This is a genomic window from Marinobacter sp. AC-23 (assembly GCF_001858325.1).
Classification (GTDB): domain Bacteria; phylum Pseudomonadota; class Gammaproteobacteria; order Pseudomonadales; family Oleiphilaceae; genus Marinobacter.
This window is the reverse complement of sequence record NZ_MBPP01000045.1, coordinates 1-16,039: the sequence shown is the minus strand read 5'-3', so window position 1 is coordinate 16,039 and position 16,039 is coordinate 1. Positions and strand designations below refer to the sequence as shown.

Here is a 16,039-nt window from a genome sequence, read left to right as displayed (position 1 = left end):
AGTTCAGTCTTTGCGCTTGCCAGGCAGGATGCCCATCATCTTGCTGATGATTCCCAGCATGATTTCATCGGCACCGCCGCCGATAGACACCAGCCGAACATCGCGGAATGCACGGGATGCGGGGTTGTCCCACATAAAGCCGTTGCCGCCCCAGTATTGCAGGCAGCTGTCGGTAACTTCACGGCCCAGGCGGCCGGCTTTCAGCTTGGCCATGGAGGCGAGTTTGGTTACGTCTTTGCCTTCAATGTGCAGTTCGCAGGCTTGATATGTGAGCGCGCGCAGGGCTTCTACTTCGGTTTGCAGTTCGGCCAGGCGGAAGTGGATAACCTGGTTGTCGATCAGTGGAGTACCGAAGGTTTTGCGCTCGCGGCAGTATTCAATCGTCTGGTCGATGCAGTTTTCCAGCGCCTTGATAACGTTGGCAGCACCCCACAGGCGCTCTTCCTGGAATTGCAGCATTTGCATCATGAAGCCGGTGCCCTCGGCACCAATGCGGAAGCGCTGGGGTACACGGACATCGTCGAAGAAAATTTGGGCGGTCTCTGAGGAGCGCATGCCCAGCTTGTTCAGGTGTGGGCTGAAGGTGATGCCCGGGGAGTTCATCGGTACCACGATTAACGATTTGTTCTTGTGTGGCTTGTCGTCACTGGTGTTAGCCAGCAGGCAAATAAAGTCGGCCTGAGGACCGTTGGTGATCCACATTTTGGAGCCGTTGATGATGTAGTCATCGCCGTCTTTTTTGGCGGTAGTTTTCAGCCCAGCTACGTCGGAACCGGCACCTACTTCACTTACGCCAATGCAGCCCACCATGTCGCCGGCAATAGCCGGGGCCAGGAAGGTGCGTTTCAGTTCGTCAGAACCAAAACGGGCAATGGCCGGTGTACACATGTCGGTTTGCACACCAATAGCCAGAGGTACGCCACCGCAGTTGGCCATGCCCAGTTCTTCAGCTGCGACGAGGTTGTAGCTGTAGTCCAGCCCCATGCCGCCGTATTCCTCGGGCTTCTGTATGCCCAGCAGGCCAAGGTTGCCCAACTTTTTGAATACTTCGTGAATGGGAAACTGGCCGGTTGCTTCCCATTCGTCGCAGTGGGGGTTGATTTCTTTCTGCACGAAATCGCGGACGGTTTTTCTCAGGGCTTCGTGTTCGGCTGTGAATTTCACTCTTTTTGTACTCCTGATAGTTAGTTCTTGCCTGCCAGTGTTGGAGCAGGTTCGCAAGTTTGGGTGGCGGGTGAGTGGACAGGCTTCCAGAAAACCCCTAGAGCCGGGCCACGCCAAATGTATTGGGCCGCAATTGACGGATATCGGCTTCGCGGCACACGTCGAGAACCAGAGCGACAACGCGCCGTGTATCCCGTGGATCAATCAGGCCGTCATCCCAGAGCCGGGCTGTACCGAACAGGGCTGTGGAACCGTCCTCCAGTTTTTTGGCTGTAGCCTGTTCAAGGAAGTCCAGGGTTTTCGGGTCTGGCTCTATGCCGCTTCGGCGCTGCTTGTCCTCCGCCACTATGCGCATCACCTTGCCGGCTTGGGCTGGGCCCATTACGGCGGTTCGACTGTTGGGCCAGGCGAAGATGAAACGTGGGTCCAGGCCGCGGCCACACATGGCATAGTTGCCTGCACCGTAGGAGCCGCCGATCACGATGGCGACTTTTGGCACCCTGCAGTTGGCAACGGCCTGAAGCATTTTTGAACCGTGTTTGATGATGCCGTTCTGCTCGGAATGCGTGCCCACCATGAAGCCTGTGGTGTTGTGCAGGAACAGAAGGGGCGTACCAGCCTGGTCGCAAAGTTGGATGAACTGGGCGGCTTTCGCGCTTCCTGCCGGGGTGATTGGGCCGTTGTTGCCAATAATGCCTACGGAGTGGCCTTCGATGCGAATAGTGCCGCATACGGTTTGGTCATCGAATTCGTTTTTGAAGTCCATGAACCTTGAGCTGTCGGCAATGCGCGCCAGTATTTCACGCACGTCGTAAGGCTTTTTGGATTCTGAGGGAATAACACCTAGCAACTCGTCTGCAGGGCGCAGTGGTTCGTCCCATTTGAGCTCGCGCTGTACTGGGAGCTGTTCGTTCCAGGGCAGGGCTTCCATAATGTTTCTGGCCTGGCGGATACCGTCGGCGTCGTCTTCAGCCAGGTATTCAACGGTACCGGCAACCTGGGCGTGCATTTCTGCACCACCGAGTTCTTCGTCATCGGCTATTTCGCCGGTTGCGGCTTTCAGCAGTGGGGGGCCGGCCAGGAACATTTTAGCTTGGCCGCGGATAGCGATTACGTAGTCAGACAAACCCGGCTGATAGGCGCCGCCGGCGGTGGCGTTGCCGTGCACCACGGTAACCTGTGGGAGCCCGGCCGCAGACATGCGGGCCTGATTGGCGAAACCGCGCGCGCCTTGTACAAAAATATCCGTGGCGTAGTTCAGGTTGGCACCGCCGCTCTCCGACAGGGAGACAACCGGCAGTTTGTTCTCTTTGGCGATCTGCTGCAGGCGCAAGGTTTTGTCCAGGCCCGCCGGGGTGATCGTGCCGCCTTTAATGGCGCTGTTGCTGGCGACTACAAGGCAGCGAATGCCGCTGACGGAGCCGATGCCGGCGATGATGTTGCCACCAGCCAGGCTGCCGTCTTTGTCGTCGTGCATCTTGTAGCCCGCCAGAGAGCAAAGCTCCAGAAACGGTGTGCCACGATCCAACAATCGATTAATGCGATCCCGGGGTAATAGCTTTCCGCGTTTGGTGAACTTTTCCCGTGCGGCTTCTGCCAGGTCAAGCACCTTCTGCTCCACTTCCCGGAACGTCTGTATGTGCGCATTCATGGCTTCGACGTTGCCACGGAACTCGTCGGATTGCGGATTAACGCTGGTTTCCAGTGTTTGCATAAGAGTTTCCTCAATCCTCGCTGAGCACTTTTGGTGTGACTGCCCGATGAAAACCGTTGTACGGTTCGTTATTCTTGGCCTTGGGAAACGGCCATACCCGTCCGCCCTGTGACGCTGCGCCATCAATGCGCAGGCAATCGCCGCTGATAAATGATGCGCCTGGGCTCAGCAAGAAGCAGATAGCTGAGCTTATTTCCGATTCTGTACCCATGCGTTTGATGGGTACGTTGTCGCCAAGGCTGCGAATCCATTGCTTCATGTGCTCTGGGTAGTTGTCCATGCCACTGGAAGCAATCCAGCCTGGCGCAACCGCATTTACTCGAACGCCAGAGGTGCCCCATTCCACAGCGGCTGTCTGGGTGAAGTTCACCATGCCAGCTCTTGCTGCGCCTGAATGCCCCATGCCCGGCATACCGCCCCACATGTCGGCCACGATGTTCACGATGCGCCGCCGGTTTTGGATAGCGCTTGGGTATAGGCCTCTCTTGCCATTAAAAAACCGCCGGTGAGGTTGGTGCGCACCACCGTTTCCCAGCCCTTTTGGTTGATGCCGGCCAGCGGGGAGGGGAATTGGCCCCCTGCGTTGTTAACCACGCCGTTCAAGCCGCCATGTTCTGCAATAATCGCTTTCACGGTGGCTTTTACAGATTCTTCTTCACGGATATCGCAGACATGCGCCGAGGCGATGCCGCCGTCCTCAAGTATTTCTGCTTTTACGGTTTCAACTTTTTCGGCTTTGCGGCCGACCAGCGCAACCTGGGCGCCTAACGAGGCGAGTTCATGGGCGGTGCAGCGGCCGATGCCGGAACCTCCGCCGGTTACGATAAATGTCTGACCCTTGAATAGGTCCGGGCGAAAAACGGATTGATAGCTCATAGTTTAAAAACCTTATTCAATGTTCAGGCGCAAACCAGCCCGGAGGGCACTGGCACCGGAAATTCCAGTAACTGCTGGGCAAAGGCTTTGCCTTGCGGATCAATGCGCAGGCTGGCAACGCCGCCCCCGCCTAAGCTTTGCTCCAGCAGGAAGTTGAATGCGTGGAGCCCGGGCAATGTCCAGCGAGTAACCTTGCCGGTTTCCGGATTCAGTGTATGGGACATCCACTCGGCAACGGCCTGTTCAGTCAATGCCGCAGCAATAAATGGAACGAATTCCGGTTTGCGCGCAATAACGCCAATGTTGCTGTGGTCGCCTTTATCACCACTACGCGCCCAAGCCAAGTCAATCAAAGGTACGGTGGTATCGGTCGCCGATGCGCCTTCAATTGAGGCTTGGTCCTTGATCAGACCGGGCTGGAAGCCACCAGCGGAATCGACAGCAGTGGGTGTTGCCTGGCCGTTCAAATCAACAGAAACCGTTACATCGCTCTTGGAAACCAGGCAAGAATAGAGACGGATCTTGGGCCAAACGGCTGGTCGCCCACCGACAATGCCTGTCAGACCAGGTGCCATGCCGGTAGCTGCTTGTGCGATCTCTCGGGAGAAAAGCACCAACGCTCCTTTCTTTGTGTGGGCCGCGCTGATTTTGACAATGATTTCCCGGCTGCCTTGGCCGCGACCCTGCTTGCCGTATGTGGTTTCCGTACCCAGCAGTTCGATGCTGGTTTCGGTGTAGTCCGGCAGGCCGCGCTCCTGGAACAGGCGTGATGTTTTCGTGAGAATGGCTTCAGCCACTGCCTGGGCTTTTTTCGGGGCATCAATGCCTGCAAGCAGGAAGGTTGCGGTGCATTTGAAGCCATCCGGCCAAGTGCCAGATACCTTGTAGCTGTCGGTTGGCGGTAAGCCACGGGCGCCGCGAACCGTTACACGGTCTGGCCCACTTTCTATCAGCTCAACCTCGGTAAAGTCGCAGGTTACATCTGGCAGCAAATACGCGCGGGGATCGCCAATTTCGTAAACCAATTGCTCAGCGACTGTGCCACGGCTTACCTTTCCGCCAGTGCCTTCGGGCTTGGTTATAACGAACTCGCCATCTGCCCTTACTTCTGCAATCGGGAAGCCCATATCCGCGAAGCCTTCAGCAACCTCTTCCCAGTCTGTAAAGTTGCCGCCGGTAGATTGCGCTCCGCACTCCAGCAGGTGGCCGGCAAGGCTGGCTTGCGCCAGTTTGTCGTAATCCCTCCAGCCCCAGCCGAATTCGTGAACCAGGGGGGCGAGCACCAACGCGCTGTCTACCACTCGACCAGTAAGCACAATGTCTGCGCCCTGATCCAGAGCGGCCGCTAAACCAGATGCGCCAAGGTAGGCGTTAAGGCTAACCATCATTGCGGGCATAGCGCGCCAGAGGCCATTTCGGTAATGCCAGCTTTGCTCAAGGCCTGTTTCTGGGGCAGTAGATCATCCCCGAGTACCAGAGCAATTTTCATGTCTACACCGGCCTTTTTGCACAATGCTTGCAACGCGTCGCGGCAAGCTACCGGGTTCACGCCGCCGGCGTTGGTCAGTACGCGAATCCCTTTTGCTTTGATGTCAGCGAGCAAGGGGCCCATAACCGTTTCAACGAAATCTCGCGCATAGCCCTGGCCCGGGTCTTTCATCTTCTGGCCCGCCATGATCGACATGGTGACTTCGGCCAGGTAATCGGACACCAGATAGTCAATCTCACCTTTGTGAACCAGCTGCGCTGCGGCCGTTTCGGTGTCGCCCCAGAAAGCGGAGGAACAGCCAATCCGGATAGTGTTCGGTGAATTCGTCATGTCTGTGCATCCTGTAGCTGTGTTGCCTTGGGTGTCACGAATGTGTGCCGGCAACTGTTGAACCGTTAGCCAGACAATACCAAGCAAGCGCTTGGTTTGTAAATGAATAAATTTCAGGTAAAATGTCGGCTCTTTTAAAGCCGCTGGATCTGCCCGTGAACCAAGACAAAATTCTTCAGTCACTCATTGCCGATAATCTGGTTTCAGATCCGGAAAGTGCCCGCGGTAGGCTTCTGCGAGAAGCCGCTCGCCTATTTCGTGATAAGGGGTATGAGCGCACCACCGTGAGAGATCTGGCAGCTGCGGTGGGCATTCAGTCCGGGAGCCTTTTTCATCACTTTCGTACCAAAGAAGAAATACTTAAAGCGGTTATGGTTGAAACCATCAGGTTGAACACCGCCGTTATGCAGGCAGCGATGAGTGCCGCCGATTCCAACCGTGAGAAATTGAGGGCGCTGGTGAGCGCAGAGTTGGAATCGATTAATGGCCAAACTGGAGAGGCTATGGCCGTTCTGGTGTTTGAGTGGCGCAGTTTGTCTGATGCCTCCCAGGCCGAAGTGCTGGAGCTTCGGGATATTTACGAAGCCTTATGGTTGGATGTGTTGAGTGGCCTTAAAGAAGAGGGCGCACTGAACGCCGATCCATTTGTGGTGCGCCGTATGCTGACGGGTGCGCTGAGCTGGACCGTGACCTGGTATCGCCCCGATCGCGGTGGTTTGACTCAAGATGGTTTGACCGACCAGGTAGTTGCAATGCTTGGCCTGGGCTAGCATTGCAGCCGGCAGATCCTCGTGAGCATCGGTAATCTATTCGTAATTTAATCTTCCAGTGCGCCCGGGCTTTCGTTTTTCTGAAGTCATTGTTTTAAATAAAAATGTTTCCCGAACGCCCATTAAATGTCAGACCATTGGCCTGATCGGCATGAGGGAATCGGCAAACGAGCCATTCTTGTAGGACACCTTTCAACGCACTCTTGCGACCGGAACGGCAGAACCGACTGTGTTCCATGCTGATAAAAACAAAGCAAAGCAGGGTGAATTAATGATGTCCATACTGGCAACTCATGTGGGCCGTCTGACGGCGGTACGCAGTAAACTGGTTTTATTGGCAACGGCAGTCTTGTTTGCTGGCTGTTCCGCAAACCCCGTTTATAAGACCACGGGGTTTGTACTGGCGGGTTATTCCGAGGGTGAGGCCACGCCTTACGTCATGCAGATGTCCGACCCGGAAATGGCATGCGCCCTTGGGGAAGGCATTGATCCCTTGCTCTATTCCTTTTCGCGGATTAACGACGCACCAGATACCACTGGGTCGTTACTGATGCTGTTAGCTGCCAATTGTATGGAGTATGAAGCCTGGGAGGCCGAGCTTGCCTACTTGCGGGCAGATTATGAGGGCAATGTGCCAGTTGCCAAAGACGCTCGCGAACGGTCCAAGCGCCTATACGCCCTCACGGCTGAGCGCCGTTTGTTGGCATTCCGCAGAGCCATGGCGGCCTATGATTTTGATCCTGCCAAAGAACCCCTGGATTGTCCGTTTCTGTTTGATGAGCAGGACGAGATGACGTTCCTGCTTGGTTTGCTGACGGGTTTGCAGGCAGTTGTAAATGATGCTAACTCGGGCGCTCGGGCAGGAATACCACGTAACATAGCGCCTCAGGCAGAGCGCGCGGCAACCTGCGTTGATAACGCAAAAACAGGCGGGCTGCCCAACGCCGTTCGCGCTATGGTCTGGCTGCTGTTGCCAGACACCCGCCCCGAGTTGTCCCCCGATCCCTGGAAAGTGCTTGAAAACAGTTCCGCTACCGGCGTGAAAGTGGGTATGCGCGCGTCAATGGCTCTTGAGGCAGTGGCTGCGGAAACGTTCGGTCGCACTGACGTTCTGGCTGATGTCATTCGCCGCTTTACAGAAGCTGAAGATACCATTGAGGTGTGGGACGAGTATCGCTTGGTTGACCATGTGGCTGAATACATCATCCGGTTTTCTTCAGACAAATACTGGACAGCTGAATACGGTTACCGCACGCCGCAGGCGTTCTTCGGGAAAATGAGCCCGGAACGCAATAACGAAAACGTGGAAACCATGAGCCTGGATGGACTGCTCTAATCGGGCAAGTCCAAGCCCCGTGTTCGTGAACCCAATATAAATAAAAAAATGACCCGGAGGTCGTTATGATCCGCAAATCCCTTGCTGCCCTGACACTCGCTGCAATAGCGCCGTTGGCGTCGGCTCAGACCGTAAAAATGTGTGTGTTTGATGTGATTGGTGCAAACGGTGACATGTTTAACATGGTTAAGGACTATGCGCTGGAGATGAAATCTCACGGAGTAGACTTTGATCTGAAGCCCTACACCGATGAAGGTGTTGCCGTGGGTGACTTCAACGCCGGCCAATGTGACGCAGTTGCCGCGACGGACCTCCGTACCCGGCCATTTAACCGCTTCACGGGAACGGTGAGTGCTGTTGGCGCACTTCCTACCTATGACGACCTTGAAACGCTTCTGGCGACACTGGCTCAACCCAAAGCTGCGCCCCTTATGAAGCAGGATGGTTATGAAGTATTAGGTATTGTGCCTGCCGGCGCCGGGTATTTGTTTGTAAACGACCGCAGCATGGATACGGCGGGGGATTTGGCCGGCAAGCGTATGGCGACGCTGGACTACCAGAAAGACGCTATTCATATGGTGAACTTTGTTAAGGCAACGGTGGTGCCCTCAGATATCACCAACTTTGCCGGCAAGTTTAATAACGGTTCTGTTGATACTGCATACGCACCGGCCTTCGCGTACGAGGCGCTTGAGCTCTACAAAGGCTTGGGTGAAAAAGGCGGAATTGTGGATTATCCCTTGGCGCAGCTTACTATTCAGGTTGTCGCTCGTGAAGGGGTTCTGGACGATGAAACCGCCCAGGCTGCTCGGCAGGTGGCGTGGGGTATGTATCCGCAAGCGATGAACCTGATCAACAAGCAAGAAGAGGCCATCCCTGAAGAAAAGTGGATTCGCATTCCTGAAAAAGACATTCAGGGATATCAGGAAATGTTCCGTCAGAACCGGATTGAAATGCGCGACGGCCTCAACGGTGCGCCTGATGTGTATCACCCAAAAATGTTGGGTCTGCTGAGCAAGATTCGCTGCGCCAGTAACCCCTCTGCTTCGGAGTGCACCTCGGATAACCGGGAATAACAGGGCGGATTTCGCATGAACTGGCGAGCATTAACCGCCCCGGCTGCAAGAGCGCTTTACCCCGTGCATAGAGTGCACGGGGCCATTCTTTTATTGCTGCTGTTTTTCACCCTGATCCTGGGCATGGGTAACTCACTTCACTCACGTCTGCTCTGGGTTGGCGAGCAGACATGGCCAAACTATTATCTGCTGAACCCGGATGCCACAGAACCCTCCTGTCGTCTGGAGATGAATGTGGATGCGGAAGTCCGCAAGCGGGTAGAGGCGTATAAGCCGGATCCGGACGATCTCTTTGATTCCCCGCCTAACCCTCAGGCCATTCGCACCTCACTTGAGCGAAATCTTGCGCTGTGCGCCCAGAAACATGCCGCATACCAGAAAAATGCGGAGCAGGCCACGCCCGCACTGGGCGCTTTTAAGGCTTTTGAGCAGGGGCTGGCGACGTTTCTACTTGATAACATTGGGCTGACCAAGTACCTGTTCATCGCCATCTTTGCGATGGCTGCGGCAGTGGCAGCGATGGATGCCGATCACATTGCACTGCGATTGCCCAGAAACCGTTCAGAGTGGCGCCTAAGTCAAGCTGTACAGTTCATGGTTAATGGCATGATGGTGTTCTCGATGAATGCCTACCTTGGCCGGTTGGCCAGCTCACCTGGGGCAGAGTCTACGATCGTACTCCAGTATGCCTGGGCGGGTGTCTTCGGCCTGTTCATGGTAATCAATGCCTTGCGTTTTCTGAAAGTCCCCGAACACATAAGAGCTGGCGGGCTGGCGCTGTCCTCGGGTTTGGTGGTGCCGCTATATTGCACCATGGGTCTGATTGCCATGAGCTACTTTTTCTTTGTGGATGGGTACGCTTCAGGGCTCGCTATATACTTCGGCATGATGTCCAACCTGTCCTCGATGTTTATCAATATCGGGCTCTATGTTCTGGTGGGTATGGTTCTGAAGCAGACTCGCTTGCCAGAGCTGTTGCTGAACGTTATCAAGCCTTACAACCTGCCTGCACCCATGCTGGCGTCGGTTATTATCTTTGCGACTGCGTTTCCAACGGCGTTTACCGGTGCCTCGGGCATCTTCATTCTTGCTGTTGGTGGTGTTGTATACGATGAGTTGCGCCGGGCCGGGGCTGGGCGGCAACTGGCTCTGGCCACTACAGCCATGTCGGGAAGCCTGGGTGTAGTGCTCAACCCCTGCCTGCTGATTGTGGTGGTTGCGGCACTGAACAAGGAAGTTACCACCACCGAGATGTACGAATGGGGCTTCTGGGTGTTTATCATGTCGGCTTCTTTGTTCACGGTAATTGTGTGCAAAACAGAAGGCAACTGGCGGCCGCGCCCGGCCCCGGGTGCCCTGAAGGCCTCATTGCAACAGCTTAAACCACTGTTGCCTTATGTAGGCCTGGCGGTAGCTGTCATATTCGCCATTTATGCAGTACTTGGCCTGTCGTTTAACGAATACAGTGCACCGTTGATCCTGCCTATCGTGATGCTGGCCCTGGTGTTTCTTGATGCCGACAGCAGCAGCCGGGAAGGCAGTGAAACCCGCATGCAAGCGTTCCTGGGCCGCAGCTGCGCAGCAGCCAGCGATTCTGCCGTGCATATTGGCGCCTTGCTGGCCTTGATCGGCTTTTCCATTTGTCTGGGAGGCATTCTCGAGCGCTCTGATATCGTTCAGGTTCTGTTCCCGGAACACCTGACCAGCCCTTGGCTTGCGATGCTGGTGATTGTGGTTATGCTGACGGCCATAGGTATGGTGATGGATCCCTTCGGCGCAGTGATTCTGGTTTCTGCAACCGTTGCACAGCCAGCGATTCAGCTGGGCATTGACCCGTTACACTTCTGGATTGTTTGCCTGGTAGCGTTTGAGCTGGGCTATCTCAGCCCGCCAGTGGCGCTGAACCACTTGCTTACCCGGCAGGTTGTAGGTGAGAGCGAAGTGCTGGCGGCCGAGCGTGTTGGGTCTTTCTGGCATCGCTACGAGCGGTTGTTGTTGCCCATAGCGGTAATGGGGCCAACGCTGTTGCTGGTGGCCTTCGTACCCATGTTGTTCTACGCGACCTAAGGTTTACCCGCGCAATCAAAGCCGTCTCCGGAATGTCCTGAGGCGGCTTTTTTAATCTCGGAAACCAAGTCGGTGTGTTTGCGCGATCCTTAACATCCGGCGAACCTCGGGAAGCGTATACTTGTAGTCTGATCAAAAAACAGAGGTTACTGTCGATGTCGGCTGACTCAAAGGCAACGATGCTTTTCAGGTATTCCATTCTGGTGAGTCTGCTCGCCGCTCTGTGGGGCTGCGACGGAAGCTCTGGAAGCATGGAGCCAACGCCCGCCAATATTGCGCTTTCGGGAAGCATAGCCATTGAAACCGGAACCCGGGTAGATGCAGACAGTGCGGACACATTGGCGCTGAATCCGTCTCCGCTCCCCGGGCCCCAGCTTCTGCCCCAGGAATTCATTCTTGCGGGTTACGTTAGTGCCCGTAACGGAAGGTACGCCAGCGTGGGCGGTCTCTCCGGAAGCGTCTTCCCGGCAGATCCTGTTGATACCTTCTCCTTGTCTCTGCGCGAAGGGCAGAGCATTTCCCTTCGGCCGTTCTCTACCATTCAGGGACCCTCGCCGTTGACCCTGACCCTACTAAGCGGCGGCCGTGCTGTAGAGGTCGTGTCCACTGGCAGCCAGTCAGACCCAGTTCGGATTTCATTACCGGATACCGAAACCGCAGGCACCTATAGCCTGAGGGTGGAGGCATCGGGACCTCAGCCTATGCTCTATATTCTTTCAACATCCGCAGTTGGCAGCGCGTTGACTGCCGGGTTCGACTGGCCAGACCATGAATTTGCTGACGCCGAAGCAATTGTTGTGCTCCGGCAGGATAAGAGCCAGGCGTCGATGCGTTCATCTGTGCCGCAAGGGAGCATGGAGCCCAAAATGGAGTTGTCTCCGGGTGTCTGGCTGGTAAAAGCACCGCCACAGACGGTTCGCAGCAACGGGATGAAAGCGAAGGAGTCGACTCTTGATTGGATCCGGACACTGAATACGCACCCGGACGTTGTCTCGGCTACGCCCAACTACACCATGCGGGCCATGGCGCCAACACCGGTGAGTGAGCCTCTTTATAACAACCCGTCAGTTGGGCAGCAATGGCATTACGAGCTGGTGAATGCTCCCATCGCATGGCAGATAGCCAGTGATGGTGGGGCTGGTGTGTCTGTTGCAGTGATGGACACAGGATTATACGGAGCGCCGGGAAACTGGCACAGCGAACTGAATGCGAACGTTGTTCAGCCTTTGCCTGCAGACACCGACTTTGTATCGGAAGCTTTTGATAATGATGGTACGCCGGGCCGTGACAGTAATCCTTCGGATCCCGGAAATGCGGTTGGAACCAGCGTGTTTCATGGTACCCACGTAGCGGGCACCATCGCTGCGGCGGTAAACGGCGCGGGCGGGGCCGGTGTTGCATATAATGCCTCGCTGCTGCCTGTGCGGGTTTTGGGTGAGGGTGGTACAGGCTCATCAGCGGATCTGCTGGCGGCTCTGCGTTGGGTTGCCGGTCCGGTTAGCGGAAAGCCTCGCGCCGATATCGTTAATTTAAGCCTGGGCGGGCTCCCTTTCCAGCCACAGTTGAGAGATGCTATTAACGACGGGGCCAACCGAGGCGTTATATTTGTTGCGGCGGCGGGCAATTCGGCTTCCACGACGGCGTCCTACCCAGCTGCTTACGACAGAGTGTTTTCCGTAAGTGCCGTAGATGGGGCCGGTGTGTTGGCAACCTATTCGAACTCTGGTGACTGGATTGATCTGGCCGCGCCCGGCGGTGATGCCAGCCGTGATGGCAACGCTGATGGCCGTAGCGATCTGGTCAGTAGTACCAGTGCCAGCCTGATAAACGGCACGCCGAAGGAAACCTACATTGGCTTGCAGGGTACGTCCATGGCGGCGCCTCACGTGTCCGCCGTGTTTGCGTTGATGAAAAGCCTCAATGCAGGGCTGGATTTTGAAAGGCTGAATGCGTTGTTAATGGCTGGAGAGTTAACCTACCAGGACTGCGGCCTTGAATCGTGTCCCAAGACCAATGACCTGGGCTGGGGCCTTCTGGATGCCGGAAAATCGGCCCTGGCGGCTTCAACGGCTATGGTGCCAAATCTCTTGGGGTCTTCGCCCGCCATCGTGAGCCTGTCCTCGGAAGGGGGGGCTTCTGCGAATGTGAAGCTGAACGTATATGGCAGTAATCCGGGCGGCATCACCATTGATTCTGTCTCTGTAAATGCTCCCTGGGTGCGGTTGGATTCCGCTCCGGCCAGCGGCGCTTTTGGCACAGAGTTTCTTATCACTTTAACGCTGCTTCCGGATGAACTGGAACCAGGGGTGTCGGCACGCGCGCCTGTTGTTGTGGAGTATAGAAGTGACGAGGCCCGCCGGCTGGAAATCCCTGTGATAGGCCAGCGGGTGACGGATCAGCAGGCACGGGATGCAGGCCGGCATTTTGTTTTGCTGGTGAGCCCCGAGCCCGAGGATGGCTTCTACACCACGGTTGCCCAGACGACTGTGGTGGCCGAGAACGGACACTACCGGTTTACATTTGTGCCTGATGACGGCGTTGAGCCAAAAAGACTAGATGAGGTTCCGCCAGGTAATTACATTCTGGTTGCCGGATCCGATCTGGATAATGATGGCCTGATTTGTCATGCTGGCGAAGCCTGCGCGGAGTACCCGGTGGCCGGGCTGCGGCAGGAAATCACAATCAGCCCGGAGAAATCTGTAACCGGCATAGAAATGACAACCAGCTATTCCCGCCCGGCGGCATCGGCTGCCACACCGAATATACTGCCCCGCACCGGTTTCAAGGGTTACAAGCTAATGCAGGGGCGTGGGCAGAGCACGTCAGGCAGCGAGCCAGCACCCAAACTTATTGGAGCAGAGCGTTGATGGCAGTATTCAGAAAGATATTTGCAGGCGTGCCTGTGGTTTGTGTGTTGGCAGGGTTCGCATTGCTGGGTGGGTGCGTGTCTTCAGACATTGTCGAAGATAAACCGCATGCGCCTTTGGCACGACAAGTTACCCAGTCTGCCCATTGTGGTCTATCGGGCCCTGGACTGGCTTATGCTCAGACCCCCGAGCGATTACAGCAGTTGCTTGAACTGCCCGCACAGAATATGGCTGTTCAGCAATTACGACAGGTGAATCTTGAGAAGGAGCACCTGCTGTTTGTCACTCTGGGAGAAAAGCCAACAGGTGGTTTCAGTGTCAGCCTGGCTTCAGCTTCTGCAGAGAACACAAAAAGCGCCTTACGGTTATCCATGGCTGTTCGCTCGCCTGCGCCCGGAATGATGACCACACAGGCGATTACGTCGCCCTGTGTGGTGGTTGCGGTTCCGGCTACTGAATGGCCTGAAATCCGGGTATCAGGTGTCCGAGACAGGGAGCTGGTTTTTAAGCCCTGAGGCCACTGTATTTGAATTACTTGGCGGCGTATCGAACCCACTTTCCAGATATTCAAGCATCACCGACAAATGATCGAGCGGCTCGCGAAAACCCGCCGATGATAAGCACCCCATAGCACCAGCTCGCACTAACAGTAATCAGCCGTTGATCTTTGGCTGCGAATCCCTAAGCTATGGGAACGAATTTTTCTTCCTGCGGAGTCACGTCCATCCTATGAGCGAGCAACAATACAACGCCGATGCCATTGAAGTACTGAGTGGCCTGGACCCGGTGCGTAAACGCCCAGGCATGTACACAGATACCAGCCGTCCAAACCACCTGGCCCAGGAAGTGATTGATAACAGTGTGGATGAGGCTTTGGCAGGCCACGCCCGCCGTATTGATGTTGTGCTTTACGCAGATGGGTCTTTGAGTGTTGAAGATGATGGCCGGGGAATGCCGGTTGATCTTCACAAGGAGGAGGGGCTGCCCGGTGTTGAGCTGATCCTGACGCGGCTGCACGCCGGCGGCAAGTTCTCACAGGGTAATTACAACTTTTCGGGTGGTTTGCACGGCGTAGGCGTTTCGGTGGTGAATGCGCTTTCTAAACATCTTGAGATAACCGTAAAGCGCGACGGCCAGCTTCATCGCATGACATTTGCCAATGGCGATAAGGCCTCTGAGCTGGAAGTTATCGATACCGTTGGCAAACGCAACACCGGCACGCGCATCAAGTTCACACCGGATACAACGTATTTCGACAGCCCCAATTTTTCTGTGAGCCGCCTGCGCCATAACCTTCGGGCTAAAGCGGTGCTTTGTCCCGGCCTGACAGTGACCTTTAAACAGGAAAAAACCGGTGAAAAGGATGAGTGGTTCTATGAAGATGGGCTCCGGGACTATCTTCGCACCGCTCTGGTAGATATTGAGGTCATTCCCTTAGAGCCGTTTATAGGCAGCTTTTCCAGTAAAAACGAAGCCGTTGACTGGGCCATTCAGTGGCTTCCGGAAGGCGGTGAGGCGGTCATGGAAAGTTACGTTAACCTGATCCCCACGGTTCAGGGAGGCACCCATGTAAACGGTTTGCGAACAGGCCTTCTGGAGGCCATGCGCGAATTTTGCGAATTTCGTAGCTTGCTGCCAAGGGGTGTTAAGTTGTCTCCAGAGGATATCTGGGAGAGGGCAGCCTATGTGCTCTCATTCAAAATGCAGGAGCCGCAGTTTTCGGGGCAGACCAAGGAGCGTTTGTCGTCACGGGAGGCAGCAGGGTTTATTTCCGGTGTGGTCAAGGATGCCTTCAGTCTGTGGCTGAACCAGCATACCGATGTGGCTGAAGCGTTGGCGGAACTGTTTATCAGTAACGCCCAGCGTAGGCTGAAGGCTAGCAAAAAAGTGGCCCGTAAACGGGTGACCTCTGGCCCAGCCTTGCCTGGGAAGCTTGCGGATTGCTCCGGTGGCGACACCGCCCGCTCTGAGTTGTTTCTGGTAGAGGGGGATTCCGCTGGCGGTTCCGCCAAGCAGGCCCGCGATCGCGAGTTTCAGGCAGTCATGCCCCTGCGTGGAAAAATCCTGAACACCTGGGAAGTAGATTCCAGCGAAATTCTAGCCTCTCAGGAAATTCATGATATTGCCGTGGCCATCGGCGTGGACCCCAATTCAGACCAGCTTTCTGGCCTGCGCTATAACAAGGTTTGCATTCTTGCCGACGCAGACTCTGATGGCCTGCACATTGCCACTTTATTATGTGCTCTGTTCCTTAAACACTTCAGGCCGGTTGTCGCCGCAGGCCATGTGTTTGTTGCCATGCCGCCGCTCTACCGTGTGGATTTGGGTAAGGAAACCTTCTACGCACTCG

9 protein-coding genes and 2 pseudogenes are annotated in these 16,039 nt (G+C 55.6%); 7 read left to right on the top strand and 4 right to left on the bottom strand.

What is annotated here, in order from left to right; all coding sequences use genetic code 11:
• Positions 1-3 precede the first annotated feature (3 nt).
• The 4 genes and pseudogenes from atuD to BCA33_RS14090 all read right to left on the bottom strand — a co-directional run bounded on the left by atuD (position 4) and on the right by BCA33_RS14090 (position 5,573).
• Positions 4-1,164 (bottom strand): citronellyl-CoA dehydrogenase, encoded by a 1,161-nt coding sequence (gene atuD / locus BCA33_RS14105; RefSeq protein ID WP_071266827.1) that lies wholly within the window; start codon positions 1,162-1,164, stop codon positions 4-6.
• A gap of 97 nt (positions 1,165-1,261) precedes the next feature.
• Positions 1,262-2,878, bottom strand: coding sequence for an acyl-CoA carboxylase subunit beta (locus BCA33_RS14100; protein ID WP_071266825.1), 1,617 nt, complete (start codon positions 2,876-2,878; stop codon positions 1,262-1,264).
• 10 nt (positions 2,879-2,888) lie between these two features.
• Positions 2,889-3,754, bottom strand: a pseudogene (locus BCA33_RS14095) (SDR family oxidoreductase).
• Positions 3,755-3,777: 23 nt separating this feature from the next.
• A pseudogene (locus BCA33_RS14090) lies at positions 3,778-5,573 on the bottom strand (acyclic terpene utilization AtuA family protein).
• A 155-nt stretch (positions 5,574-5,728) separates the two neighbouring features.
• Between BCA33_RS14090 and BCA33_RS14085 the strand changes: the two are divergent.
• The 7 genes from BCA33_RS14085 to parE form a co-directional block, all read left to right on the top strand.
• Positions 5,729-6,343 carry a TetR/AcrR family transcriptional regulator gene (locus BCA33_RS14085; RefSeq protein ID WP_254774414.1) on the top strand — a complete coding sequence of 205 codons (615 nt, stop codon included), beginning with the start codon at positions 5,729-5,731 and terminating at the stop codon, positions 6,341-6,343.
• 271 nt (positions 6,344-6,614) lie between these two features.
• A complete protein-coding gene (locus BCA33_RS14080) occupies positions 6,615-7,679 on the top strand; it encodes a hypothetical protein (protein WP_071267025.1) in 1,065 nt (354 codons plus the stop codon).
• A 65-nt stretch (positions 7,680-7,744) separates the two neighbouring features.
• The gene (locus BCA33_RS14075) at positions 7,745-8,755 is read left to right on the top strand and encodes a putative solute-binding protein (RefSeq protein WP_071266821.1); all 1,011 of its coding nucleotides are present in this window, start codon (positions 7,745-7,747) and stop codon (positions 8,753-8,755) included.
• A gap of 15 nt (positions 8,756-8,770) precedes the next feature.
• Positions 8,771-10,822, top strand: a complete 2,052-nt coding sequence (locus tag BCA33_RS14070; RefSeq protein WP_071266819.1) for a TRAP transporter large permease subunit — start codon at positions 8,771-8,773, stop codon at positions 10,820-10,822.
• A gap of 155 nt (positions 10,823-10,977) precedes the next feature.
• Positions 10,978-13,689, top strand: a complete 2,712-nt coding sequence (locus tag BCA33_RS14065; RefSeq protein WP_083394766.1) for a S8 family serine peptidase — start codon at positions 10,978-10,980, stop codon at positions 13,687-13,689.
• The gene (locus tag BCA33_RS14060) at positions 13,689-14,204 is read left to right on the top strand and encodes a protease complex subunit PrcB family protein (protein ID WP_071266815.1); all 516 of its coding nucleotides are present in this window, start codon (positions 13,689-13,691) and stop codon (positions 14,202-14,204) included. The genes BCA33_RS14065 and BCA33_RS14060 overlap by 1 nt, the downstream gene beginning before the upstream one ends.
• A 214-nt stretch (positions 14,205-14,418) precedes the next feature.
• A partial coding sequence (gene parE, locus BCA33_RS14055) for a DNA topoisomerase IV subunit B (protein WP_071266813.1) occupies positions 14,419-16,039 on the top strand: 1,621 nt, incomplete at its 3' end.

Bases quoted from the DNA above. Each gene is read 5' to 3' on its own strand.
- BCA33_RS14070 (WP_071266819.1), top strand. From the start codon at position 8,771: ATGAACTGGCGAGCATTAACCGCCCCGGCTGCAAGAGCGCTTTACCCC.
- BCA33_RS14065 (WP_083394766.1), top strand. From the start codon at position 10,978: ATGTCGGCTGACTCAAAGGCAACGATGCTTTTCAGGTATTCCATTCTG.
- BCA33_RS14080 (WP_071267025.1), top strand. From the start codon at position 6,615: ATGATGTCCATACTGGCAACTCATGTGGGCCGTCTGACGGCGGTACGC.
- BCA33_RS14060 (WP_071266815.1), top strand. From the start codon at position 13,689: ATGGCAGTATTCAGAAAGATATTTGCAGGCGTGCCTGTGGTTTGTGTG.
- BCA33_RS14100 (WP_071266825.1), bottom strand. From the start codon at position 2,878: ATGCAAACACTGGAAACCAGCGTTAATCCGCAATCCGACGAGTTCCGT.
- BCA33_RS14075 (WP_071266821.1), top strand. From the start codon at position 7,745: ATGATCCGCAAATCCCTTGCTGCCCTGACACTCGCTGCAATAGCGCCG.